Origin of the sequence: Enterobacter sp. T2 (assembly GCF_010692925.1) — a bacterium.
GTDB classification, from domain to species: Bacteria; Pseudomonadota; Gammaproteobacteria; order Enterobacterales; family Enterobacteriaceae; genus Enterobacter; species Enterobacter kobei.
This window is the reverse complement of record NZ_CP048736.1, coordinates 2537804-2561954: the sequence shown is the minus strand read 5'-3', so window position 1 is coordinate 2561954 and position 24151 is coordinate 2537804. Positions and strand designations below refer to the sequence as shown.

22 protein-coding genes and 1 pseudogene are annotated in these 24151 nt (G+C 53.0%); 13 read left to right on the top strand and 10 right to left on the bottom strand.

Translation table 11 applies throughout. The features are described from left to right. The first annotated feature begins 3 nt into the window (after positions 1–3). Both G0034_RS12270 and G0034_RS12265 read left to right on the top strand, forming a co-directional pair. Positions 4–1086 carry an ABC transporter ATP-binding protein gene (locus G0034_RS12270; RefSeq protein ID WP_014884050.1) on the top strand — a complete coding sequence of 361 codons (1083 nt, stop codon included), beginning with the start codon at positions 4–6 and terminating at the stop codon, positions 1084–1086. A 65-nt stretch (positions 1087–1151) separates the two neighbouring features. Beyond that, on the top strand, positions 1152–2066 hold the full coding sequence (locus G0034_RS12265; RefSeq protein ID WP_047343800.1) for an OmpG family monomeric porin: 915 nt from the start codon (positions 1152–1154) through the stop codon (positions 2064–2066). Between the two features lie 34 nt (positions 2067–2100). Here the strand turns inward: G0034_RS12265 and G0034_RS12260 are convergent, their stop codons facing one another. Beyond that, positions 2101–3111 (bottom strand): LacI family DNA-binding transcriptional regulator, encoded by a 1011-nt coding sequence (locus G0034_RS12260; RefSeq protein WP_032636325.1) that lies wholly within the window; start codon positions 3109–3111, stop codon positions 2101–2103. 155 nt (positions 3112–3266) lie between these two features. On the opposite strand from G0034_RS12260, the gene G0034_RS12255 reads away from it, so the two are divergent. From G0034_RS12255 to tyrR, 3 genes are all read left to right on the top strand, one after another. After that, entirely contained in the window at positions 3267–4664 is a 1398-nt protein-coding gene (locus G0034_RS12255; protein ID WP_047343801.1) for a YcjX family GTP-binding protein, read from the top strand. Next, positions 4661–5713 carry a YcjF family protein gene (locus G0034_RS12250; RefSeq protein ID WP_032636327.1) on the top strand — a complete coding sequence of 351 codons (1053 nt, stop codon included), beginning with the start codon at positions 4661–4663 and terminating at the stop codon, positions 5711–5713. The genes G0034_RS12255 and G0034_RS12250 overlap by 4 nt, the downstream gene beginning before the upstream one ends. A 112-nt stretch (positions 5714–5825) precedes the next feature. After that, complete coding sequence (gene tyrR, locus G0034_RS12245) at positions 5826–7367, top strand: transcriptional regulator TyrR (protein WP_179120906.1); 1542 nt, start codon at positions 5826–5828, stop codon at positions 7365–7367. A gap of 33 nt (positions 7368–7400) precedes the next feature. Here tyrR and G0034_RS12240 read toward each other — a convergent pair whose 3' ends face one another. Continuing rightward, positions 7401–8609 carry an aldose 1-epimerase family protein gene (locus G0034_RS12240; protein ID WP_045268220.1) on the bottom strand — a complete coding sequence of 403 codons (1209 nt, stop codon included), beginning with the start codon at positions 8607–8609 and terminating at the stop codon, positions 7401–7403. 275 nt (positions 8610–8884) lie between these two features. Further along, entirely contained in the window at positions 8885–9391 is a 507-nt protein-coding gene (tpx, locus tag G0034_RS12235) for a thiol peroxidase (RefSeq protein WP_014884043.1), read from the bottom strand. Positions 9392–9498: 107 nt separating this feature from the next. On the opposite strand from tpx, the gene ycjG reads away from it, so the two are divergent. Beyond that, the gene (ycjG, locus tag G0034_RS12230) at positions 9499–10464 is read left to right on the top strand and encodes an L-Ala-D/L-Glu epimerase (protein WP_045268219.1); all 966 of its coding nucleotides are present in this window, start codon (positions 9499–9501) and stop codon (positions 10462–10464) included. On the opposite strand, the gene mpaA is transcribed toward ycjG, so the two are convergent. Next, complete coding sequence (mpaA, locus tag G0034_RS12225) at positions 10455–11168, bottom strand: murein tripeptide amidase MpaA (protein WP_045268218.1); 714 nt, start codon at positions 11166–11168, stop codon at positions 10455–10457. The genes ycjG and mpaA overlap by 10 nt on opposite strands. Before the next feature lie 185 nt (positions 11169–11353). Here mpaA and G0034_RS12220 point away from each other — a divergent pair, with 185 nt between their 5' ends. Then, entirely contained in the window at positions 11354–12970 is a 1617-nt protein-coding gene (locus G0034_RS12220; protein WP_045268217.1) for a peptide ABC transporter substrate-binding protein, read from the top strand. 94 nt (positions 12971–13064) lie between these two features. Here G0034_RS12220 and G0034_RS12215 read toward each other — a convergent pair whose 3' ends face one another. The 4 genes from G0034_RS12215 to G0034_RS12200 form a co-directional block, all read right to left on the bottom strand. Then, a complete protein-coding gene (locus G0034_RS12215; protein WP_014884039.1) occupies positions 13065–13628 on the bottom strand; it encodes a DJ-1/PfpI family protein in 564 nt (187 codons plus the stop codon). A 113-nt stretch (positions 13629–13741) separates the two neighbouring features. Beyond that, entirely contained in the window at positions 13742–13882 is a 141-nt protein-coding gene (locus tag G0034_RS12210) for an Ecr family regulatory small membrane protein (RefSeq protein ID WP_014884038.1), read from the bottom strand. Positions 13883–13956: 74 nt separating this feature from the next. Next, positions 13957–15189, bottom strand: coding sequence for a sensor domain-containing diguanylate cyclase (locus tag G0034_RS12205; RefSeq protein ID WP_023330521.1), 1233 nt, complete (start codon positions 15187–15189; stop codon positions 13957–13959). Positions 15190–15280: 91 nt separating this feature from the next. Further along, on the bottom strand, positions 15281–17410 hold the full coding sequence (locus tag G0034_RS12200) for a putative bifunctional diguanylate cyclase/phosphodiesterase (RefSeq protein WP_045268216.1): 2130 nt from the start codon (positions 17408–17410) through the stop codon (positions 15281–15283). 455 nt (positions 17411–17865) lie between these two features. Here G0034_RS12200 and G0034_RS12195 point away from each other — a divergent pair, with 455 nt between their 5' ends. The 4 genes from G0034_RS12195 to dbpA all read left to right on the top strand — a co-directional run bounded on the left by G0034_RS12195 (position 17866) and on the right by dbpA (position 22007). Continuing rightward, positions 17866–19008 carry a methyl-accepting chemotaxis protein gene (locus tag G0034_RS12195; protein WP_065242412.1) on the top strand — a complete coding sequence of 381 codons (1143 nt, stop codon included), beginning with the start codon at positions 17866–17868 and terminating at the stop codon, positions 19006–19008. Between the two features lie 156 nt (positions 19009–19164). Beyond that, positions 19165–20148 carry a zinc transporter ZntB gene (gene zntB / locus G0034_RS12190; protein WP_014884034.1) on the top strand — a complete coding sequence of 328 codons (984 nt, stop codon included), beginning with the start codon at positions 19165–19167 and terminating at the stop codon, positions 20146–20148. Between the two features lie 275 nt (positions 20149–20423). After that, positions 20424–20606, top strand: a complete 183-nt coding sequence (gene ynaL / locus G0034_RS12185) for a proline-rich small protein YnaL (RefSeq protein ID WP_000025608.1) — start codon at positions 20424–20426, stop codon at positions 20604–20606. A gap of 27 nt (positions 20607–20633) precedes the next feature. Continuing rightward, entirely contained in the window at positions 20634–22007 is a 1374-nt protein-coding gene (gene dbpA, locus G0034_RS12180; protein WP_014884033.1) for an ATP-dependent RNA helicase DbpA, read from the top strand. A 42-nt stretch (positions 22008–22049) separates the two neighbouring features. On the opposite strand, the gene ttcA is transcribed toward dbpA, so the two are convergent. Further along, a complete protein-coding gene (gene ttcA, locus G0034_RS12175; RefSeq protein WP_032636334.1) occupies positions 22050–22985 on the bottom strand; it encodes a tRNA 2-thiocytidine(32) synthetase TtcA in 936 nt (311 codons plus the stop codon). A gap of 73 nt (positions 22986–23058) precedes the next feature. Then, positions 23059–23171, bottom strand: a pseudogene (locus tag G0034_RS23655) (hypothetical protein); the annotation flags it as partial. A gap of 81 nt (positions 23172–23252) precedes the next feature. On the opposite strand from G0034_RS23655, the gene G0034_RS12170 reads away from it, so the two are divergent. Continuing rightward, on the top strand, positions 23253–23597 hold the full coding sequence (locus G0034_RS12170) for a DUF1294 domain-containing protein (protein ID WP_045268214.1): 345 nt from the start codon (positions 23253–23255) through the stop codon (positions 23595–23597). Between the two features lie 94 nt (positions 23598–23691). Continuing rightward, entirely contained in the window at positions 23692–24129 is a 438-nt protein-coding gene (locus G0034_RS12165; RefSeq protein WP_045135219.1) for a VOC family protein, read from the top strand. Positions 24130–24151 lie beyond the last annotated feature (22 nt).

Sequence of the window (24151 nt, the reverse complement as noted above, 5' to 3'; positions counted from 1 at the left end):
ATTATGGCTCAACTGTCTCTAAAACATATTCAGAAAATCTACGATAACCAGGTCCATGTGGTTAAAGATTTCAACCTCGAAATAGAAGACAAAGAATTCATTGTGTTCGTTGGTCCATCGGGATGTGGTAAATCCACGACCCTGCGCATGATTGCCGGGCTGGAGGAGATCAGCGCCGGTGAGCTGATCATTGACGGGGTCTGCATGAATGATGTCCCCGCTAAATCTCGCGATATCGCGATGGTCTTCCAGAACTACGCGCTTTACCCGCATATGACGGTCTACGACAACATGGCGTTTGGCCTGAAAATGCAAAAAATAGCGCCTGCGGTGATTGAGGAGCGTGTTAACTGGGCGGCGCAGATTTTGGGGTTACGTGATTATCTCAAGCGTAAGCCAGGCGCACTGTCCGGTGGTCAGCGCCAGCGCGTGGCGTTAGGCCGGGCGATCGTGCGTGAAGCCGGTGTCTTCCTGATGGATGAACCGCTGTCCAACCTTGATGCCAAGCTTCGCGTACAGATGCGTGCTGAAATCAGCAAGCTGCACCAGAAGCTTAATACCACCATGATTTATGTTACGCACGACCAGACGGAAGCCATGACGATGGCCACCCGCATCGTGATCTTAAAAGACGGCATTATTCAGCAGGTCGGGGCGCCGAAGCAGGTGTACAACGAGCCGGCCAATATGTTTGTCGCAGGGTTCATTGGCTCACCGGCGATGAACTTCATTCGTGGCGCTATCGACGATCGTTATTTCGTAACGGAAACGTTGCGTCTGGAGATCCCTGAAGACAAGCTGGCCGAACTGAATGCGCAAGGTTACCAGCGTAAAGCGGTCGTCTTCGGTATCCGCCCGGAAGACATTCTTACCCTGCAGAGCAGCGGAGAAGACATCACGGCGAAAGTCAGCGTGGCTGAACTGACCGGCGCTGAATTTATGCTTTATGCCACCGTAGGGGGGCATGAACTGGTTGTCCGTGCAGGTGCAGCGAATGACTACGTCGCCGGAGATAATATTGGCATCCAGTTCGATATGAATAAGTGCCATTTCTTCGACGCTGATACAGAAGCGGCTATTAGATAAGAAAGGTGTTTGCCGGAAATGCAAATTTCCGGTTTTTTGTTGGTTAATTAGAAAGGGAATATCTCATGAGTACTCTACTAAAAAGTGCTGCGCTCGTTCTGTGCGCAGGGGTTAGCTGTGCGCAAGCGGCAGAAACTGCGAAACAGTGGGAATTTAATATCGGGGCCATGTATGAAATTGAAAACGTCGAAGGTCAGGGCGACGATAAAGATGGATTATATGAACCTTCCGTATGGTTTAATGCGACCTGGGATGCCTGGACAATTTCTCTGGCGATGTATCAGGAAGGGCCCGTTGATTACAGCAGCATGACGCGCGGAACCTATTTTGACCGTCCGGAATTTGAATTACGCTATCGCTTTATTGGTACCGATGATTTTACTTTTGGTCTGACCGGCGGCTTCCGTAATTATGGTTATCACTTTAAAGATGAGCACGGTGCCAAAGACGGCAGCGCAAATATGCAGCGCTACAAAGTACAGCCAGACTGGGATATTAAATTAACCGATGACTGGCGCTTTAGTGGCTGGCTTGCTATGTATCAGTTTGCTAACGATCTGGAAAAAACCGGTTATGCTGACAGCCGTGTTGAGACCGAAACGGGCTTTACCTGGACTATCAATGAAACCGTCTCCGCAAAAGTAAATTACTATTTAGAGCGCGGTTTCAATATGGACAGCTCACGTAATAACGGCGAGTTTTCCACGCAGGAAATTCGCGCCTATCTGCCTGTTTCGTTGGGCCAGACAACCTTAACGCCTTACACCCGCCTGGGTCTTGACCGCTGGTCAAACTGGGACTGGCAGGACGATCCGACGCGCGAAGGGCATGATTTCAACCGCCTGGGTATGCTGTATGCCTATGACTTCAACAACGGTTTATCCATGACGCTGGAATATGCGTATGAATGGGAAAACCACGATGAGGACGAGAGCGACCGCTTCCACTATGCGGGCGTAGGTGTGAATTACGCGTTCTGATACATCACTTACCAGGGGCGATCCGCCCCTGGTTTTAGCGCAGAGAAGCCGCTAATACAAAGTGGGTGTCGACAAGCACTTTTTGCGGGGCAGGTTGACCACTAATGCGCCTGAAGAGCAGATCGCAACTCTCTTCACCCAGCTTGCGAGTGGGGATGTCAAACCCACCTGGCGCTGGCGTGAGAATGAGAGAGAGCATCGGGTCGCTGTATCCGGCTATCACGACCTGCTCCGGGATCATCAGATTTAACTCATCCGCAGCACGATAGAGGCTTAGCAACTTCATGCTGTCGGTGGCGAATACCGCATCAGGAGGAACTGGCGAGGATAATAATGTAATCGCCGCAGCGAGTGCACTCTCGTGGGTATAACCACCATCCATGATCCAGTCGGAATGAATAGCAATATTATGTTTTGCCAGACTGGCTTTATAGCCCGCCAGACGATCAATTGAAACGTGGTAATCAAGCGGTGCATGCAGACAGGCAATTTTCCGTCGCCCATTTTTAATGAAGTTATCCGTCAGCGTGGCGCTGTCATTAAAATTATCCGTATCGACGGAATAAATATTCTGATAATCACCTTCCACTTTGCCAATGACGACGACGGGTACGCCATACGCATCCAGCGTGCTGAAAAAAGATTCATTTGCCGGTGAACTCAGCATGATGACGCCTTTGATCATCTTCTGCTTTATTTTGCTCACACATTTCAGCAGATCGTCTTCGCTGCTTTTAGATGTTTGCAAAATAACGTCAAAACCTTCTTCTTCCGCTTTTGTTGTAATCGCATGAAGAACATCAGAGAAAAAAGGGTTACCGGCTGTGGTTTTGGTCGAGCGGGTCGAAATAACCATAATGGCATCAAAGCCAGAAGAGGTCAGTGCGCGGGCCAGTTTGTTGGGCTGATAATTTAATTCGTCTATCGCCTTCAGCACTTTGTCACGTGCTTCGGGGGATATATTCGTTTGTTTATTCAGAACGCGGGATACGGTTGATTTCGATACGCCCGCAACCCGTGCGATATCATAGATGGTGGGTGACATACACCTTACTCACTCCGGACTGACAGCAATGCCGCTCATCTTACTGGAGAGAAAACGGCAATAGCAATAAATAAGAATTGATAATCAACGATCTGCCCCCATTTATTGTATTCTGAAGCCATGCATTCCAGGCTTCCGGGCAATGAAGGATGGCGATGAAGCGACTTAAGAACGAACTCAATTCACTGGTGAACCGTGGCGTTGACCGACATCTGCGCCTGGCCGTCACCGGTCTAAGCCGCAGCGGCAAGACGGCATTCATAACGGCGATGGTGAACCAGCTCCTGAACCTGCACGCCGGAGCGCGCCTGCCGTTGCTCAGCGCCGTGAGAGAAGAGCGTCTGCTGGGCGTTAAGCGCGTCCCTCAGCGCGATTTTGGTATTCCTCGTTTTACCTATGACGAAGGGCTGGCACAACTTTACGGGGAGCCGCCCGCGTGGCCGACGCCGACGCGAGGCGTGAGTGAAATTCGCCTTGCGCTGCGTTTCCGCTCAAATGAATCCCTGATGCGCCACTTCAAGGATACCTCCACCCTGTATCTGGAAATCGTCGATTACCCGGGCGAATGGCTGCTCGATTTGCCGATGCTGGCGCAGGACTACCTTAGCTGGTCCCGTCAGATGACAGGGTTGCTGCAGGGACAACGCGCTGCGTGGTCAACGAAATGGCGAGCGCTGTGTGAAGGTCTGGATCCGCTGGCACCAGCGGATGAAAACCGTCTGGCGGCGATTGCCGAGGCCTGGACGGACTATCTTCATCAGTGCAAACAGGAAGGGCTGCACTTCATCCAGCCGGGGCGTTTTGTCTTGCCGGGGGACTTAGCCGGAGCGCCCGCGCTGCAGTTCTTCCCCTGGCCAGATGTGGACGGCGCCGGTGAATCGAAGCTGGCCCAGGCCGGTAAACACACGAACGCCGGGATGCTGCGCGAGCGGTACAATTACTACTGCGAAAAAGTGGTCAAAGGATTTTATAAAAACCACTTCTTGCGTTTCGACCGCCAGATTGTGCTGGTAGATTGCCTGCAGCCGCTTAACAGCGGGCCGCAGGCATTTAACGATATGCGCCTCGCGCTGACCCAGCTGATGCAGAGTTTTCACTACGGGCAGCGGACGCTGTTCCGTCGTCTTTTCTCGCCGGTGATCGACAAGCTGCTGTTCGCGGCCACGAAAGCCGATCACGTGACGGTCGAACAGCATGCCAACATGGTTTCTCTGCTGCAGCAGCTGGTGCAGGATGCGTGGCAAAATGCCGCGTTTGAAGGGATTAGCATGGATTGTCTTGGGCTGGCCTCCGTGCAGGCGACGCAGAGCGGGCTGATTGATCTCAACGGCGAGAAAATACCGGCATTGCGCGGGAATCGCCTCAGCGACGGTGAGCCGCTTACGGTCTACCCGGGCGAAGTGCCTGCCAGGCTGCCGGGCCAGGCCTTCTGGCAGAGCCAGGGTTTCCAGTTTGAAGCCTTCCGCCCTCAGGCCATGAGCGTCGATCGGCCGTTACCACACATCCGTCTGGATGCGGCGCTGGAGTTTTTGATTGGAGATAAATTGCGATGACGGAACCGTTAAAACCACGCATAGATTTTACCGGAACGCTTGAGCAGGCGGATCGCGAAGCGTTTAAAACGGCGCAGACGTTCAGCGGTACGCAGGCAGACAACTTTGCCCCGGCACTGCCGGACGATCCCGCGGTTGAGGAGGGGCCAGCGGAGGCGGTCGTGGAGGCCGCTTTGCGTCCAAAACGCAGTGTGTGGCGCAGAATGGTCACCGCCGGTCTGGCACTGTTCGGCGTCAGCGTGGTCGGGCAGGGCGTCCAGTGGGCGATGAACGCCTGGCAAACGCAGGACTGGGTCGCACTGGGCGGATGTGCCGCAGGTGCGCTGATTGTTGGCGCGGGCGTGGGGTCTGTTGCGACGGAGTGGCGACGTCTCTGGCGTCTGCGACAGCGCGCGCATGAGCGTGATGAAGCGCGGGATCTCCTCCACAGCCACGGAACCGGCAAAGGCCGCGCGTTTTGTGAGAAACTGGCCAGCCAGGCCGGTATCGATCAGTCGCATCCGGCGCTTCAGCGCTGGTATGCCGCCATCCATGAAACGCAGAATGACCGGGAAGTGGTCACGCTCTATTCCCATATGGTTCAGCCGGTACTGGATGCCCAGGCGCGACGCGAGATTAGCCGTTCTGCGGCAGAGTCCACGCTGATGATTGCCGTCAGCCCGCTGGCGCTGGTGGATATGGCGTTTATCGCCTGGCGTAACCTGCGTTTGATTAACCGTATCGCTCATCTCTACGGTATCGAGCTGGGTTACTACAGTCGACTCAGACTGTTCAAGCTGGTGTTACTCAATATCGCCTTTGCTGGTGCGAGCGAACTGGTGCGTGAAGTGGGCATGGACTGGATGTCGCAGGATCTGGCTGCGCGTCTTTCGGCTCGCGCTGCGCAGGGTATTGGCGCGGGCTTACTGACGGCGCGTCTGGGTATCAAGGCGATGGAAGTGTGCCGACCGCTGCCGTGGATCGATGGCGATAAGCCACGGCTGGGGGATTTCCGGCGCGAACTGATCGGCCAGCTTAAAGAGACGCTCAATAAAAAACCTGCTCCGTGAGGTTTTGTTCACTTATCGTGCTGGCTGTCAATATTTGTTGACAGCCATCTTCCGGTTCACCGTGTTCTGACATATCATTTTAACGTTACTGGCTTAAAACGGTGAATTTCCCATGCGTCTTGAAGTCTTCTGTGAAGACCGTCTCGGTCTGACCCGCGAGTTACTCGATCTTCTTGTTTTACGTAGCATTGATTTACGTGGCATTGAGATCGATCCTGTCGGGCGAATTTACCTCAATTTTGCCGAAATTGAATTCAATACCTTTAGCAGTCTGATGGCTGAAATCCGCCGTATCGCTGGCGTTACGGATGTGCGCACTATCCCCTGGATGCCCTCCGAGCGAGAGCACCTGGCACTGAGCGCGCTGCTGGAAGCCATGCCTGAACCGTTCCTCTCTCTGGATCTGAAAAGTAAAGTCGAGCGCGTTAACCACGCAAGCTGTCAGCTATTTGCACAGAGCCAGGAGAAGCTCAGCAATCAACATGCCACACAGCTGGTCCCGGGTTTTAACTTCCAGCGCTGGCTGGACAGCAACCCGCAGAATACCCACAGCGAGCATGTAGTGATAAACGGGCAGAATTTCCTGATGGAGATCACACCGGTTTATCTGAAAGGGGAAAGCGACACTCGCGTACTAACCGGTGCCGTAATTATGCTGCGCTCGACGTTACGTATGGGCCGCCAACTGCAAAACCTCTCCAGCCAGGATGTCGGCGCATTCAGCCAGATTATTGCCGTCAGCCCGAAAATGCGTCATGTGGTTGACCAGGCGCGCAAGCTCGCCAGCCTGACCGCGCCGCTGCTGATTACTGGCGATACAGGTACCGGGAAAGATCTGCTGGCTCACGCTGTGCATCTGGCAAGCCCGCGTGCGGCAAAACCGTATCTGGCTCTTAATTGCGCCTCTATTCCGGAAGATGCTGTTGAAAGCGAACTGTTTGGACACGCGCCGGAAGGCAAGAAAGGGTTCTTCGAGCAGGCTAACGGCGGCTCCGTGCTGCTGGATGAAATCGGTGAAATGTCGCCGCGTATGCAGGCAAAACTGCTGCGTTTCCTGAACGACGGAACCTTCCGCCGCGTCGGTGAAGATCATGAGGTGCATGTGGACGTGCGCGTCATCTGTGCCACCCAGAAAAACCTGGTGGAACTGGTGCAAAAGGGGATATTCCGCGAGGATCTCTATTACCGCCTTAACGTCCTTACGCTGAACATTCCACCGCTGCGCGATTGTCCGCAGGACATCATGCCGTTAACGGAACTGTTTGTCGCCCGCTTTGCCGACGAGCAGGGCGTCCCGCGTCCGAAGCTTTCTGCCGATCTCGGCACGGTGTTAATGCGCTACGGTTGGCCGGGCAACATCCGTCAGCTTAAAAATGCCGTTTATCGTGCACTCACCCAGCTTGAAGGGTATGAACTGCGTCCGCAGGATATTCTGCTGCCTGATTACGACGCCGGAACGGTATCGGTAGGTGAAGAGGCGATGGAAGGGTCGCTGGATGATATTACCAGTCGCTTTGAACGCTCCGTCCTGACGCAGCTTTATCGCAGCTATCCAAGTACTCGCAAACTGGCAAAACGGCTTGGCGTATCGCATACCGCGATTGCGAATAAGCTGCGTGAGTATGGTTTGAATCATAAGAAAGGTGACGAATAGCAAAAAGCCTCTGTAAAGAGGCTTTTTTAATGTTTATTCCTTCGCCAGCGGTGTGGTCACGATTTCTGTTTTTGTCTCTCCCTGAATGGCCGCAATCCTGTTTTCAACCTCTTTCACCTGTTGTGGGCTATGAAGCAGGGTATAGGTGAGATCAAACTGCGCGCTGGCTCCAGGCTGTAATTGCTTAACCCGTTTCTGCTCACGTTCTATGGTCACGGGGTAGGCGTAGCTCGTACCCGGCTCAATCCCCGTAACGTACCCCTGTTTTGGCGTATCGGTATTTTTCCATAAGGTCAGCACGGGTAGCTGGCGTGTATCAAACTGAATTGACGCGCCTTTATCGCCGGCTTTGTTGACCACCGCCGCGAGGGTTTCGTGGTTGTTGTCCGCAAGCGGTTTGATGTTAAAGACCATCTCATCAAAGCCTTTTGTCGGCCCGGCATAGGTTTGCCAGTTGTCTACGCCCGCTTTAGCGTAATCGTTGAAGGGGCTCACGCTTATCGCCGGAGCTAGGAAGCGTGCACCTTCTTCGAGGATCGGCGTCCCGAAGTTACTGTGATAGATGATTTGATAGTCATGAGGGTAATCGGCATGGTTTGTCAGGACATCATGCAGGCTGAACTGGTTAGTTCCGGGAACGTAACGCAGTTCGGTCATGGTTTGCAGATCCGCTTTTTTAAACGTACTCTCTTTGATTAACCCGCGAATACGAATTTCATACGGGGCGGTATCCGCAACGTCAACTTCGACCTGAGAAGCCGGGGTATTACCGGCCTTGCCGTGAAGCGTATAAATCTGGCCGTCAGCCGTGACCGGGTGTCCCGTCCACTCATAACCACAGCGGACCATCATCTCATTGAATCCTTCCAGCCAGCCGAGGCCGTTTCTGCTTTCCAGATTTATATACGCTGGGTTAACGACCTCTTTAACGGGAGAATTCCACCCCAGTCGGGTACCAAAACCTTCCACATGCAGAAGAGTCATTCCACGCGTCGGGCTGAGGGTAATTGTCAGACCGTTTTTACTGCTGATAATGATAACTTTACTGCCTTCCTGCTTTCCGCCGTGCAACACTTTCTGCTCAATGCTGAACGTCCGGTCGTTAATTTTCAGCTCATCGCTGGAAATCTTCCAGTTTCCTTTTTCTACGCCGCTTTCAGCGCTGGTCAGCACCCAGGTTTTTGCGGTGGCGTGACCCGAAACCAGTACCGCAAGGAGCGTTAAAGCCAGTTTTATTTTCATTTTGATCCCTTTTTGCTGAAACGATTATTTGATTTCGTAAGCAAATCTAATGTTTTGACGTAAAGGGAAATGTGATGGGCTTCACTGAGGGCGAAGATGATAAATATTAACCAGTATTATGTGGGTAAGATCGCGTTATTGTTGAGTTTCTGATATTGAATTGCATAAATACTGTGAAGTTATCATATTTATGCTTTAACGATTCAGCTCGTGGGTAATAAAAAACCCCGCCATCGCGAGGTTTTGAAAACGCAGTATAAATTGCTAAGTCACTGTTATGCTTTAAGCTTATCCAGTGCGGCGGTGTAATCCGGCTCGGTCGTAATTTCGTTAACCAGTTCGCTGAAAAGGACAGTGTCGTTTTCATCAATAACCAGTACAGCGCGTGCAGCCAGACCTTTCAGTGGACCTTCCGCGATGCTAACACCGTATTTTTCGAGGAAATCCGGGCTACGCAGGGTGGAGAGGGTGATAACGTTGCTCAGGCCTTCAGCGCCGCAGAAGCGGGACTGGGCGAACGGCAGGTCAGCGGAAATGCACAGCACCACGGTGTTGTCCATTTCGGTGGCCAGCTGGTTGAATTTACGCACGGAGGCAGCGCAAACGCCGGTATCAATGCTTGGGAAAATGTTCAGCACTTTGCGTTTACCCGCAAACTGAGCCAGTGTGACGTCAGACAGATCTTTAGCCACCAGAGTAAAAGCCTGCGCTTTGCTGCCAGCCTGCGGAATGGAACCTGCAACAGCAACCGGGTTGCCCTGGAAATGAACGAGTTGTGACATAGATATCTTCCTGTTTACATATAGTTAACGTCGGGGCTAGTGTATGCCATCAGCAGATAACACGGCAAACCAATTTTTTCGCCTTTCCGGGCCGCAAGGAGTCAATGATGAGAAGCGTTAAGGTCTATGAAGAAGCCTGGCCATTGCATACCCCGTTTGTGATCTCTCGCGGCAGCCGAAGCGAAGCCAGCGTGGTGGTCGTTGAAATCGAAGAGGACGGTTTTAAAGGCGTGGGCGAATGCACGCCTTATCCGCGCTATGGGGAAAGTCTCGCGTCGGTCATGGCGCATATCATGACGCTGGTTCCTGACCTGCAAACTGGACTCTCTCGCGAGGCGCTCCAGCACCGTTTACCCGCCGGGGCCGCGCGCAACGCCATTGATTGTGCGCTCTGGAACCTGGAAGCGGCGAAACAGCAAACATCGCTGACGTCATTGCTGGGCGTGGTGCTGCCGGAATCGGTGGTTACCGCGCAAACGGTGGTAATCGGTGAGCCGGAACAGATGGCCGCCAGCGCAAAAGCGCTCTATGACGCCGGGGCAACGCTATTGAAAGTGAAGCTCGACGATCGCCTGATCAGCGAGCGAATGGTCGCTATTCGCTCAGCGGTTCCCGCCGCCACGCTCATTGTTGACGCCAACGAATCCTGGCACCCGGAAGGGCTGGCCGCACGATGTCAGCTGCTGGCCGACCTGGGTGTCGCCATGCTGGAGCAGCCTCTGCCAGCAGAAGATGATGTGGCGCTGAATAATTTTATCCATCCATTGCCCGTCTGCGCGGATGAAAGCTGCCATACCCGGGAACGTTTGAGCGACCTTCAGGGGCGCTATGAGATGGTCAATATTAAGCTCGACAAGACCGGCGGCCTGACAGAGGCGCTGGCCCTGGCGGAAGAGGCCCGGGCGCAGGGATTTGCGCTGATGCTGGGCTGCATGCTCTGCACGTCCCGGGCGATCGGCGCGGCGCTACCGCTGGTTAATCAGGTCCGTTTCGCCGATCTGGATGGCCCGACGTGGCTGGCGGTTGATGTGTCACCCGCGCTTGATTTTACCAGCGGCGTGCTTCATCTCTGAGGCCGCCAGCGTAAAAGCTCCATCATGGCTTTTAAGTACTTTTCGCTGGCTTCGTCGGACGAGATCGCCGGGAATTCAGCGGTAATGCAGGGCAGGCTCAAATCGGCGCACCAGCTACCGAATGATCCTGGCGTTTCATAGCCGACGCTGGTAACGAGTGGCAGGGCAAATGCTTCCGCCAGCCAGGCGCCCAGCTCGGAGTGACGCGGATCTTCAATACACGCCAGCGGATCGTGGAAAGAGACAATCCATGCAGGGTGGATCTTATGGATGAGCTGGCACAGCGCCTGGGTTTCAGGCTCCGAGCCCGGTTTATCTCCCGTCAGCAGAACCACATCACGCTCCTCGGCGGAGCTGTTCCAGCGATAAACGGTTTCTCCGGCGCGCCAGTTTGCTGCCGGGAAATTACGATTTAAGTCTACGCCTCTCGCATTGGCGCGTAGACCGAGCTGACAGCCGTCCGGGTTAACCGCCAGAATCACGTGATGACGCCGCAATGAGGGCGTTAGTGTCCGCAGCGCGCATGAAAGCGTCACGATGGAGGAGTTTTCGTCACCGTGCGTGCCGGCAAGAATCAAGCCGCTGTCGCGGTCGGCATCGGGGGCGGGGAACCAGATCAACGATGCGCCTAAAAATGAGCGGCCATATTGCTCAGCGCCCGGCGGAAAGGCGCCGCGTTCCGCTCTCGGTCGGGTGGTTGTCATACGAAATCCTGATAAAAAGATCACTACTCGCAGTGTTGTGCAAAACACGCGGTTAATCAAATAGTTTCCGAAATGGTTGAGAATTGCCTTAAATCACTATTCGGGAGTAAGTTATTTGCATTTCTTTTTGTCGAAACAAATAATTACGCATCTGCTTGTTACCTGAATTCATTAAAGGGGATCTTATGAAGCATCCTGTTTCGCGTCTTTTTGCCGCACTGTGCCTGTGCGGACTCTCTTCACTCTCTTTCGCTGCGGATGTGCCACAGGGTACGGCACTGGCGCAAAAACAGGAGCTGGTCAGACACATTAAAGACGAACCGGCTTCACTCGATCCGGCAAAAGCGGTGGGGCTGCCAGAGATTCAGGTGATTCGCGATCTCTTCGAAGGTCTGGTGAATCAGAATGAGAAAGGGGAGTTGACGCCGGGAGTGGCAACGCGCTGGCAGAGCAACGATAACCGCATCTGGACATTTACCCTACGCGATAACGCGAAGTGGTCCGACGGTTCGCCTGTCACCGCCCAGGATTTTGTCTACAGCTGGCAGCGTCTGGTTGATCCGAAAACGACCTCTCCGTTTGCCTGGTTTGCTGCCCTGGCGGGTATCAACAACGCGCAGGCCATTATTGATGGTAAAGCTGCACCCGATACGCTTGGCGTAACGGCGGTCGATGCCAGAACATTACGCGTCCAGTTGGACAAACCGCTGCCGTGGTTCAGTAATCTGACGGCTAACTTTGCCTTCTACCCGGTGCAAAAAGCCAACGTAGAAAGGGGTAAAGAGTGGACCCGTCCGGGATCTCTGGTCGGCAATGGTGCCTATGTCCTGAATGACCGCGTGGTGAATGAAAAACTGGTTGTCGTCCCCAATACCCACTACTGGGACAATGCAAAAACCGTCCTGCAAAAGGTCACCTTCGTACCGATTAACCAGGAATCATCGGCCACCAAACGTTATCTGGCGGGTGATATTGATATTACCGAATCGTTCCCAAAAAACATGTATCAGAAGCTCCTGAAGGATATTCCGGGCCAGGTTTACACACCGCCTCAGCTGGGCACGTATTACTATGCGTTCAATACGCAAAAGGGCCCAACGGCCGACTCCCGCGTTCGCCTGGCGCTGAGCATGACCATCGATCGCCGCATTATGGCGGAAAAAGTGTTAGGCACGGGAGAGAAGCCCGCATGGCACTTCACGCCTGACGTGACGGCCGGGTTCACCCCGGAGGCCTCGCCATTTGAACAGATGTCGCAGCAGGAGCTGAACGCCCAGGCGAAAACCTTGCTGCAGGCCGCGGGGTATGGCCCTCAGCGTCCGCTGAAGCTGACCCTGCTGTACAATACTTCAGAAAATCATCAGAAGATTGCCATCGCGGTGGCGTCCATGTGGAAGAAAAATCTCGGTGTGGATGTCAAACTGCAAAACCAGGAGTGGAAAACGTATATTGATAGCCGTAATACCGGTAACTTTGACGTGATCCGCGCCTCCTGGGTGGGCGATTACAACGAGCCATCGACCTTCCTTTCGCTGCTGACCTCAACCCACAGCGGTAACATCTCGCGTTTCAACGACCCGGCCTACGATAAAATTATCCACCAGGCGACGCTGGAAACCACGGCGAAAGCGCGCAATACGGACTACAACATGGCGGAAAAAATCCTCACGGAGAAAGCGCCTATCGCGCCGATTTATCAGTACACCAATGGCCGCCTGATTAAGCCGTGGGTGAAAGGCTATCCTATTAATAATCCGGAAGACGTGGCGTATAGCCGGACGATGTATATTGAGAAGCACTGACGGGAGAGAATAACCTTGTCGCACTGAAAACTGGCGCACTCTGGCGCCAGTTTTTACTTATGCCCGCGCGTGCCGCTGATGGGCCGCACCACTGTTACTCCAGCAAAGCGCTAAACTTCGCCAGCCACTGTGGATGAGCGGGCCAGGCGGGGGCGGTGACCAGATTACCGTCTACATGTGCCTGGTCGATGCCGATACTGGCGTAGTGTCCACCGCTAAGACGCACTTCAGGCGCACACGCCGGGTAGGCGCTGCAGGTTCGGCCTTTTAGTATGCCGGCAGCAGCAAGCAGTTGCGGACCATGGCACACGGCGGCGATTGGCTTACGTGCCGCGTCAAATGCCTGCACCAGCTTGAGCACATCGTCATTTAACCGCAAATATTCTGGCGCTCTGCCGCCTGGGATAAGCAGTGCGTCATAGTCCTGCTCCCGTGCGGCGGAAAAGTCAGCATTGAGGACAAAACGGTGGCCGGGCTTTTCGCTGTAGGTCTGGGCACCGTCGAAGTCATGGATTGCCGTAATGATGTAGTCCCCCTTCGGTTTGTCGGGGCAAACGGCATCCACCTGATGACCAATCATCTGTAATGCCTGAAACGGGACCATGGTTTCATAATCTTCGGCGTAATCGCCAACCAACATCAGGATTTTCTTGCTCATCTTTCCTCACCCTTATTTATAGAGATGATTAAGATATAGCCTGGTATGGCTCAATTGCCGGAAATAAAAGAGCCCGTCAGAGCACAGGCAAAATAAGTAAATGAATTATTGCACTACAGCGCATCGAAGGTCGGGTAGAGGGTATTTTCCAGATATTCAACGAAATACCAGATCTCACCGCTAAAAATAAACCACAAGCCAAATATAATAAGGATGAAAATAATTAAGGTGAGTATTATTTCAGTCTTTCCCATTGTAGCGACTACCCACCTGTCAGTGATTTACATAAGTGGGGCATTGTAACGACGCTTTCCCGTATACTCCAGTCTCATGCCGCAAGGACTTTATTACGTCCATCGTTTTTGGCGCGATAGAGCGCGTCGTCTACGCGTTTAAACAGCTCATCAATACTCTCTTCCGGTTCATGCCTTGCCACACCAATGCTGACGGTAAAACGGGGTAATCCGGGTATGGTGATACGGGTTACCGCCGCGCGGACGGATTCGGCAATCTTCATGGCAGTGTCGAGAGAGGTGCGCGGCAGCAGGATGACAAACTCTTCCCCTCCCCAGCGAAACACGAGGTCATCCTGCCTGCTGCAGGCTTCCAGCGTGCGGGAAAGGGCGATAAGCACCTCATCACCTTTCAGATGGCCGAAGAGGTCGTTGATGTTTTTAAAATGATCGGTATCCACCAGCAGCAGGCTAAATTGCTGTTGCGCGGAAAGGTGGCTCAGGTTGGTTTGATCGATAATATTGTAGAACTGGCGTCGGTTAAGTAAGCCTGTCATTGAGTCACGTAACGCCGCATTTTCCAACTCCAGTTCGAGCCTTTTTTGTTCGGTGATATCATGGATGATGCACAGCATCAGTTTGTCACCGTAAATCTCAATGGGCCCCGCGTAGGTCTGGACATGGCGGGTGGTGCCATCGGCAAGACGGTGAACAAAATTAAACGGCTTATGTCCGCCGGGCAGTGCGGCAATCTCCGTCATAATGGGCATGACACCTCTCCCCAGGGTATTTATCTCCCAGGTGTGTTTATTGCACATTTCATCATGCGAATAGCCATAAAAGCTGAGCGCGGCCAGGTTTGCATCGACAATTTGCCCGTCGCGGGCAGGGTCGATTAACAGCATTGGCGCACTGTTGGTCAGGAAAAAACGGGCGTAGAAACCCTGTTTTTTACGCTGATAGGTTGTGGAACGGCTGGCTTTCAGGCCTGATGGGGCCTGAGAAGAAATCCCTTCAAAAACGATAACATCGCCATAAGGCGTGAAGTGGGAGAGAGAGAGGCGGCAGCTTAACGGTGTATCTTGCCCGGCACGGCTAATCGTCCAGATCTCGACAATATCGTGATCGTTTTTCAGTTCAGGAACATACATCGACAACACGCTTTGCGCACTTGCGGAACAGGTGCCTTTACGCAAGCCATCCAGTGTTTTATTACCCATCAGCTGTGTTGCGGCCACATTGGCAAAAATGATCTGTTCTGAAACAGGAGATATGAGCCACACGGGCGTTTTAATTGCATTCAGCGCATCAAAACCATTTTGCGACATAGGCATTTCCTGTTCATCGGCATCTTATGCCTGACAATCACGTCAGATTAACTCGCGTCCACTCCTCTGAAACATACGCTATTCAATCCTGTCAGGCATGATTTTTTTGTGAAATAAATGCGGGATCCGTATGAATTTTACTCATGGGTATAATTTGTTTATCTGAGTTTTTCTGTAGCAGCAGCCACGGAACCTGTTCCGCAGGCAATGGGCGGGAGAAAAGGAACCCCTGCAGATAGTCACAGCCAAGGCTGGTCAGTATCGCCTGCTGTTCGTCCGTTTCAATGCCCTCAGCAACGACATTCATCTCCATGGTCCGGGCGATATTAATAATGGTTTCCACCAGCTTACGGCTTTTCTCGTTTTCCAGCATAGAGGTGACAAAACTCTTATCAATTTTTAGCTCTTTTGCCGGGAGAACGCTTAACATCAGCAGGTTAGAATAGCCAGTACCAAAATCATCAATAGAGACGGTGACACCCGCATGGTTAAAGGCGTTCAGGAGCTCGATACTGCGGTCGAGATTTTTAAGCGCGGTACTCTCTGTTACCTCCAGAATCAGCCGGGAGGGAGACAGATTATATTTTTCCAGCATCGACGAGACGATGTGAAAGATATCCGGCTGTTCGAACTGAACGGGGGATAAATTGAGCGACAATGTCCACTGACTGAAACCCTGTTCCGTCCAGAAATGAAGCTGCCGACACGCGGCCTCAATCGCCCAGTTGCCAACCGGAATAATCAAACCCGTTTGTTCCAGCGTGGGTAAAAACAGTCCCGGCAGCAAAACGCCTTGCTCCGGATGACGCCAGCGGAGAAGAGCTTCAAAACCGTGGATCGTCTTATCTTCCGCGTGCCAGGTTGGCTGATACCAGAGCTCAAACTGATCGCGTTCCAGGGCCTGAGAAAGCGCCTGCAGAAAACCCGGTTGCGCCGGCACTGTTGTTGACATCTCCGGACGGTAAATTGCCCAGCCGTTACGTCCATCCTCTTTAATATGTTGTAAGGCTGCATCAGCCTTAAACTTCAGTTCATGTAGCGTTTCGCCATCTTTCGGATAGAGGCTGATCCCCGCGCTGATGGTGGTGTTTAGCGTGTGACCGCAGAGTGAAAGCGGGCGGCGCATATCCGCGAGGAGGGTGGTGAGCAGGGTATTAAGCTTTTCATCATCACATTCGGGAACCAGCAGGATAAAAGCATCCCCGCCCAGTCTGGCCAGCGTCATCTCACGGGTAAGCCGGGACGTAATGCGCTGGGCAATAGTGATTAATAACTCATCACCCACGCTGTGGCCCCAGGTATCATTCACGCGTTTGAAGTGATCGACATTCAGGAAGATCACGGCAAACTGTCTCTTGCTCAGCAAGGCGCTGCGAAGACAGTCCTGCATTCGGATATCCATCTGATGATGGTTTGCGAGCCCGGTGAGGGCATCGAAGCGAGCCTGAAGCTCAAGCTGGCGATTGAGTTGTCGCAAATTGTCCGTCAGCCGGGTGGTGCGCCAGTGCGAATCGATTAGCGAAATAATTAACATCACGCCAAGAAGTGAGAGTGTGGTGACGGAAACCCATATGGATAATCCCAGCTCGCCGATCCCGCCGGGAAGCGTGCGTGCCATCTCATGGAAATGCGCGGCACTCATGCCCGTATAATGCATTGCGCAGATGGCGGCACCCATGACTAAGGCCGCGAGTATGCGATTTACAAAGACCCCTTTGTGCTTATCCCGGAGACGAAAAGCCAGCCACAACGCCACACCGGAGGCGACAACCGCAATTACCACGGACAAACCGACAATCCGCTGATCCCAGAGGATGCTTCCCTCCAGCATCAATGCGGCCATACCGATATAGTGCATCGAGACCACGCCAGCGCTGAGAATGATCGTGGCGACTGTCAGTCTAAACAGGGAGAGGTGTTTGCCCGTAACGGCAATATTAATGGCCGTTGTGGAGGCTATAACCGCCGCACCAAGTGAGGCCAGGGTTATCCAGAGATCGTAGCTCATCATCATGGGCATTTGCATCGACAGCATGCCGATGAAATGCATTGACCAGATCCCGATGCCCAGCGTTACGCCTCCGGCAATCCGCCAGAACAAAGCCGCTTTTCGGCTGGAAAGGGGAATTTTCCCGGCGCTGTCCAGAGCTACAAAGGAGGCGATAAACGCCACCAGATAAGAGACAGCAATCAACACAGGGTCCCACGATATATTGAGCATTATGCAATCCCACGCCTGAGAGGGTTACCGATTTCGCCTGCCGGCACATTTTTATCGGGCAACGAAAATGCGCATTCAAACCATATTAGTTATTTATCGTGAAAAATGACCAGTCATATAACAACTCTATACTCACCGGGAATATAAAATATATTCTCGTTTTTAACTTATTAAGCATTGCTAAACATAGACCACTATCACTAGCAAAGCGCCTTAAATACGTGGACGAACGAATCGTCTCGTCGCAGGTGATGGTATCGCTTAACGTGGTTGTGAACCAGTATCACAGCATTCGGCGCAGCACATTTTTACTAATACGCTTTTTTTACCTGACTTAAGCTAAATATCGGGTGCGTAACGGCGAAACGAGAAACCAGCGCGTTAGGTGAGGACAAACGTAAAAGTGAATGCTATAAGTCTTAATGCCGACCAAAATATAAGTTGTGGGTAAAATCATGCTAAGAAATATTAGTGTCAGGACCTTCATTGCCTGGTTCCTGTTATGCCTTTTTTTGGTAAATGCAGGTATCGTTGCTCTATTTTCCAGCAATTTCTCTCTCTTCATTTCGATTAATCTGGTTAATTTCGTTGCGCTGTTTTTGCTCTGGAGTTATATGACGAAGTTTCTTGTGACGCCGATCAATACTGTGAAAAAAAGTATTGAAGAAGTGACCGCAGGTAATCTTGGTGTCTCAATCCCTGAGTTTGGCAATAACTGCGCGGGACGATTAATCCCCGGAATTAATAGTCTTTCCAGTAACATTGCGACGCTGGTGCGTGAGATCAGGGCGTCATCTCAAAACGCCATGACCTTGTCGGATCAACTCTCTGCCCGTAGCGCTCAGCTCTCGGTGAAAACCGAGCAGCAGTCTGCCTCTCTGGTGCAAACCGCTGCCAGTATGGAGCAGATGGCGGCAAGTACCCGAAACAATGCCGATAATACCCGTCTGGCGAGCGAGCAGGCAAACGTCGCGACATTGCAGGCGCGTAAGGGAGGAGAGCTGATGGAGCAGGTTGCCAGCAATATGCAATCCATAACCGAGTGCGCGCAGCAGATGACGGAAATTATCTCCCTAATCGACGGGATTGCATTCCAGACAAATATCCTGGCGCTTAACGCGGCGGTTGAGGCGGCGCGGGCGGGCGATCACGGCAAAGGGTTCTCCGTCGTCGCGGAAGAGGTGAGAAACCTTGCGCACCGCAGTGCGGAGGCCGCGAAAAACATCAAGACGCTGATTGACGTCACCAGCAGTAATGTTACCCAGGGTGCCAGCGTCGTGTCGGAAGCGGAAAAGAATATGCATGAAATCGTGACCGGTTCCGGCAATGTCAGCCGGTTGATGGATGAGATTTCTACCTCGACCGCTGAGCAGGAGAAAGGCATTTACCAGATCACCCTGGCGCTGTCTGAACTGGAGCGGGTCACGCAAAGTAACGTGGCGATGGCGGAGGAACTCAATGGTTCCTCTGATGTCCTGCGTAATCAGGTGATTGAACTGCAAACGCGGACACGCAATTTCAGGCTTGAGCAGGGACAGTCGCCGTCATCGTTGACCGGCCCTGCACCTTTCCTCCAGCGGCCCGAGCACTCGCTCTGACAGCACTTCAAAGCCTGGCATGCCAGGCTTTTCTTCTCCTGAAACACAGTATGTACAATTCCTGAGCGATTTCAGCGCCATGCGAGACATAGTTGTTGCTTAACCCCCGACGGAAGCTAGACTGACATCGAAAGAGCTAAACAGGGGGGAGGCGCAGTGGAGAGCATTAAAGGATCAGAACTTAACGTTCCTGACGCAGTTTTTGCGTGGGTGCTGGACGGTCGCGGCGGTGCCCGGCCGCTGGAAGATAATGATGTCATTGATAAAGAGCATCCCTGCTGGCTACATCTCAACTATACCCATCCGGAAAGTGCTGACTGGCTGGCCACGACCCCGTTGTTGCCCAACAACGTGCGCGACGCCCTGGCAGGAGAAAGCCTGCGCCCACGTGTGAGCAGAATGGGTGACGGAACGCTTATCACCCTGCGCTGCATAAATGGCAGCACGGATGAACGTCCCGATCAACTGGTGGCGATGCGCGTCTATATGGACGACGGGCTGATTGTGTCCACCCGCCAGCGGAAGGTCCTGGCGCTGGACGACATTGTGAACGATCTCAAAGAGGGGACCGGACCGGTCGACTGCGGTAGCTGGCTGGTGGACGTCTGTGACGCCCTGACCGATCATGCGAGCGAGTTTATTGAAGAGCTGCACGATAAAATCATCGACCTCGAAGATAACCTGCTCGATCAACAAATCCCGCCGCGCGGCTTTCTGGCGTTATTGCGTAAGCAATTGATCGTGATGCGTCGCTATATGACACCGCAGCGGGATGTGTATGCCCGTCTGGCCAGCGAAAGACTCAACTGGATGAATGACGATCAGCGCCGCAGAATGCAGGACATAGCGGACAGACTCGGCAGGGGACTTGATGAGATCGACTCCTGTATCGCGCGAACGGCGGTTATGGCGGATGAAATTGCTCAGGTGATGCAGGAGTCGCTGGCGAGAAGAACCTATACGATGTCTCTGATGGCGATGGTCTTCTTACCCAGTACCTTCCTGACAGGGCTGTTTGGCGTCAATCTGGGGGGGATCCCCGGTGGTGCTTACCATTACGGCTTCACCGCGTTTTGCGTCATGTTAGTTGTTTTGATTGGTGGTGTTGCATGGTGGTTGCATCGTAGTAAATGGCTGTAAATTTACGTTTTTTTGCCCTTTTGCAGAGATTAAAACGCTCTTTTAATTGAGCGAAGTCAATAAACATCAGCCCGGCAAGGTGCAATATTACTCCCGCAGGTGAATGCAACGTCAAGCGATGGGCGTTGCGCTCCATATTGTCTTACTTCCTTTTTTTGAATTACTGCATAGCACAATTGATTCGTACGACGCCGACTTTAATAGTCGGCTTTTTTTTGCCTCCTGTTTCTCAGCGTCTACCCTAAAAGGGACGACAACCAAGCCTGGAGGGAAAGATGAGCATTTTACTCGCTCTGCTCGTGCAACAATCGCGTCAGTCCGACCCTGTTCCCACCGATCCTGTGCCGATGCCCGATCCCATACCGCGTCCGCAGCCGATGCCCGATCCGCCGCCGGATGAAGAACCGATTAAATTGTCGCATCGAACCCTGAGATCTGCGAGGATACGCGCCATCTGACCGTAAAGATCACCACGAGAGACTACTGTGACCGCTTTTTCTACCCTGAATGTTCTGCCTGCCGCCCAACTCGACAACCTCAACGAGTTGGGATATCTCACGATGACGCCTGTTCAGGCGGCCGCGCTGCCCGCTATCCTTGAGGGCCGCGACGTACGCGTGCAGGCGAAAACCGGCAGTGGGAAAACGGCCGCATTCGGTCTTGGTCTGCTGCAGCATATTGACGCGTCGCTGTTCCAGACTCAGTCGCTGATATTGTGCCCGACCCGCGAGTTGGCAGACCAGGTCGCGGGTGAACTGCGCCGCCTGGCGCGCTTTATGCCCAATACCAAGATCCTGACGCTCTGTGGTGGACAGCCGTTCGGCGCACAGCGTGATTCGCTCCAGCATGCGCCACACATTATTGTCGCGACGCCTGGCCGCCTGCTTGATCACCTGCAAAAAGGCACCGTTTCGCTGGATGCATTAAGCACGCTGGTGATGGATGAGGCGGACAGAATGCTGGATATGGGCTTCAGTGATGCCATTGATGAAGTGATCCGCTTCGCGCCGGACGATCGCCAGACGTTGCTATTCTCTGCGACCTGGCCTGAAGCCATCGCCGCAATCAGCGGTCGCGTGCAGAAAAATCCGCTCACTATCGAGATAGACAGCGTCGACGCGCTCCCGGCCATCGAACAGCAGTTCTTTGAAACCTCACAGCAGGGAAAAATCCCGCTCCTGCAGAAATTGCTGAGTCAGCATCAGCCTGCGTCGTGCGTGGTGTTTTGTAATACTAAAAAAGACTGTCAGGCGGTGTGTGATGCGCTGAATGCGGCGGGGCAGAGCGCCTTATCTTTGCATGGCGATCTGGAACAGCGCGATCGCGATCAGACCCTGGTGCGTTTCGCCAACGGTAGCGCCCGTGTACTGGTGGCGACCGACGTGGCGGCGCGCGGTCTGGATATCAAATCCCTTGAGCTGGTAGTGAACTTTGAGCTGGCATGGGATCCCGAAGTCCACGTCCACCGTATTGGCCGTACCGCACGTGCAGGAAACAGCGGTCTTGCCATCAGCTTCTGTGCGCCGGAAGAGGCGCAGCGCGCCAATATTCTCGCTGAAATGCTGCAGATCACGCTGAACTGGGTGAATGCACCGGGCAGCGTTAAACTCGTGCCGCTGGAGGCCGAAATGGCGACGCTGTGTATTGATGGCGGCAAAAAAGCCAAGATGCGTCCGGGTGATGTGTTAGGGGCATTAACCGGCGATATCGGTCTGGAAGGGGCGGATATCGGTAAGATTGCGGTTCATCCGGCGCATGTTTATGTGGCCGTGCGTCAGGCAGTTGCCCATAAGGCATGGAAGCAGCTGCAAAATGGCAAAATTAAAGGTAAAACCTGCCGCGTTCGTCTACTGAAATAAGGCATAAAGCGTCTCAGAAGTTCTTTCTGAGACGCTAACCGATTACTTCACTTCCAGCACGTTCAGACGCAGTTCGTCCAGTTGGTTATCATCGTCTTCCGGCTGCCAGCCCGCAGGCTGCATGGGGATCTCTTCCCGGTCAAATGCCAGGTCACCGCCATTCACCACTTCTGAATCATGGTTGATGCCTTTGAAGTCGAAGAGCTCAACGTCAGCGAGGTGTGAAGGGACCACGTTTTGCATCGCGCTGAACATGGTTTCGATGCGACCCGGGTAACGTTTGTCCCAGTCGCGCAGCATGTCGCCAATCACCTGACGCTGCAGGTTTGGCTGAGAGCCGCACAGGTTACATGGAATGATCGGGAACCCTTTCGCCTGTGAAAAACGCTCAATGTCTTTTTCGCGGCAGTAGGCAAGAGGGCGGATCACAATGTGCTTGCCGTCATCGCTCATCAGTTTAGGCGGCATGCCTTTCATCTTGCCGCCGTAGAACATATTCAGGAACAGCGTCTGCAGGATATCATCGCGGTGATGGCCCAGCGCAATTTTGGTCGCACCCAGTTCCGTCGCGGTACGATAGAGAATGCCACGGCGCAGACGGGAGCAAAGCGAGCAGGTCGTTTTCCCTTCCGGGATCTTCTCTTTCACAATGCCGTAGGTATTTTCTTCGACGATCTTGTACTCAACGCCCAGGTTTTCCAGGTATTCCGGCAGAATGTGTTCCGGAAAGCCCGGCTGTTTCTGGTCAAGGTTGACCGCTACCAGCGAAAAATTAACCGGCGCGCTTTGCTGAAGATTGCGCAGGATCTCCAGCATGGTGTAGCTGTCTTTACCTCCTGACAGGCAAACCATGATGCGGTCGCCTTCTTCAATCATGTTGAAGTCTGCAATGGCTTCGCCCACGTTACGGCGCAGACGCTTTTGCAGTTTGTTCAGGTTGTATTGCTCTTTCTTGTTAACTTCTTGATTAGCTTGCATTTATTCTTAACTCAAACCTCAAATGGGCACCAGCGGGATAGCATGCTTTCAAACACCCTCTGCGCATTTGTGTGCCCATCCGACGGGTAATAAAAGACGGGTTCGCGCCTGCAGTGAAAACCAGCCTGCGAAAGTGTGCCGTGTATGGTACGGATTGCTGCGACGAATGCCAGCATGTTTTACGGAATAATCACCTTAACCTGACACTATCTTAAGATAGCGTATAATGGCTTTCCAGATCCGCCCGCCAATCCAGTGACTGTTCCTATGACGCTCAATCGTTTTTGTTTTTTGCTTCTGCTTGTCGCTGCGATCGGCAGCTTTTTCTCCTCGTCTTCCTTTGCCGTGTGGTTCCTGCTGATCAATGTGCTGACAATGGCCATTTATGGCGCCGATAAAACGGCAGCACGGAAAGGGATGCGCAGGGTGCCGGAAACTACGTTACTCCTGTACGGTGTTGTGGGAGGATGGCCTGGCGCGATTTTGGGTCAACAACTCTTTCGCCATAAAACGCAAAAGCAGCCGTTCAAAACCTGGTTTTGGATCAGTGTTGTGGTGAGTCTCTCAGCCATGATGGCGCTGTATTATTGCTCTCCTTTTACCCCTTATTGAGCGTTGTCAGGACCGCACACATTCCCGTTGACCTCATGTTAACTTGAGCTTTTAAGATGTCTTCGACATGTTGATACAGGAGTAACAACTTAAAATGAAAGACATCGATGTAGGCTTCACGCATGTTGCGTTTATGGTCAGGGACCTGGAAAAAAGCATCACGTTCTATCGCCGATACGCCGGGATGGACGTTATTCATTCGCGTGAACCCGGCCTTCCTGATGCCCGAAAAGTGGCATGGTTGACTGACCACACCCGACCTTTTGCGCTGGTTCTGGTGCAGGCAGACAACGTGACCGATACGCCGCTGGGGAATTTTGGCCACCTTGGGATTGCCTGCGCTACGCGTGAAGAAATTGACAGAAAAACGGCGATGGCTACTGAGGAAGGGGTATTACGTAAAGCACCGGAGGATCTGGGTGATCCCGTCGGGTATTACGTATTCTTTGCCGATCCTGACGGAAATACCTTAGAGCTCTCATATGGTCAGCGTGTCGGGCTGACAGCGACGGGTGAGAACGCATCTGAATAACGTGAAACGGGCCTACTGCCAA

Bases quoted from the DNA above. Each gene is read 5' to 3' on its own strand.
- G0034_RS12270 (WP_014884050.1), top strand. From the start codon at position 4: ATGGCTCAACTGTCTCTAAAACATATTCAGAAAATCTACGATAACCAG.
- G0034_RS12265 (WP_047343800.1), top strand. From the start codon at position 1,152: ATGAGTACTCTACTAAAAAGTGCTGCGCTCGTTCTGTGCGCAGGGGTT.
- G0034_RS12260 (WP_032636325.1), bottom strand. From the start codon at position 3,111: ATGTCACCCACCATCTATGATATCGCACGGGTTGCGGGCGTATCGAAA.
- G0034_RS12255 (WP_047343801.1), top strand. From the start codon at position 3,267: ATGAAGCGACTTAAGAACGAACTCAATTCACTGGTGAACCGTGGCGTT.
- G0034_RS12250 (WP_032636327.1), top strand. From the start codon at position 4,661: ATGACGGAACCGTTAAAACCACGCATAGATTTTACCGGAACGCTTGAG.
- tyrR (WP_179120906.1), top strand. From the start codon at position 5,826: ATGCGTCTTGAAGTCTTCTGTGAAGACCGTCTCGGTCTGACCCGCGAG.
- G0034_RS12240 (WP_045268220.1), bottom strand. From the start codon at position 8,609: ATGAAAATAAAACTGGCTTTAACGCTCCTTGCGGTACTGGTTTCGGGT.
- tpx (WP_014884043.1), bottom strand. From the start codon at position 9,391: ATGTCACAACTCGTTCATTTCCAGGGCAACCCGGTTGCTGTTGCAGGT.
- ycjG (WP_045268219.1), top strand. From the start codon at position 9,499: ATGAGAAGCGTTAAGGTCTATGAAGAAGCCTGGCCATTGCATACCCCG.
- mpaA (WP_045268218.1), bottom strand. From the start codon at position 11,168: ATGACAACCACCCGACCGAGAGCGGAACGCGGCGCCTTTCCGCCGGGC.
- G0034_RS12220 (WP_045268217.1), top strand. From the start codon at position 11,354: ATGAAGCATCCTGTTTCGCGTCTTTTTGCCGCACTGTGCCTGTGCGGA.
- G0034_RS12215 (WP_014884039.1), bottom strand. From the start codon at position 13,628: ATGAGCAAGAAAATCCTGATGTTGGTTGGCGATTACGCCGAAGATTAT.
- G0034_RS12210 (WP_014884038.1), bottom strand. From the start codon at position 13,882: ATGGGAAAGACTGAAATAATACTCACCTTAATTATTTTCATCCTTATT.
- G0034_RS12205 (WP_023330521.1), bottom strand. From the start codon at position 15,189: ATGTCGCAAAATGGTTTTGATGCGCTGAATGCAATTAAAACGCCCGTG.
- G0034_RS12200 (WP_045268216.1), bottom strand. From the start codon at position 17,410: ATGCTCAATATATCGTGGGACCCTGTGTTGATTGCTGTCTCTTATCTG.
- G0034_RS12195 (WP_065242412.1), top strand. From the start codon at position 17,866: ATGCTAAGAAATATTAGTGTCAGGACCTTCATTGCCTGGTTCCTGTTA.
- ynaL (WP_000025608.1), top strand. From the start codon at position 20,424: ATGAGCATTTTACTCGCTCTGCTCGTGCAACAATCGCGTCAGTCCGAC.
- ttcA (WP_032636334.1), bottom strand. From the start codon at position 22,985: ATGCAAGCTAATCAAGAAGTTAACAAGAAAGAGCAATACAACCTGAAC.
- G0034_RS12170 (WP_045268214.1), top strand. From the start codon at position 23,253: ATGACGCTCAATCGTTTTTGTTTTTTGCTTCTGCTTGTCGCTGCGATC.
- G0034_RS12165 (WP_045135219.1), top strand. From the start codon at position 23,692: ATGAAAGACATCGATGTAGGCTTCACGCATGTTGCGTTTATGGTCAGG.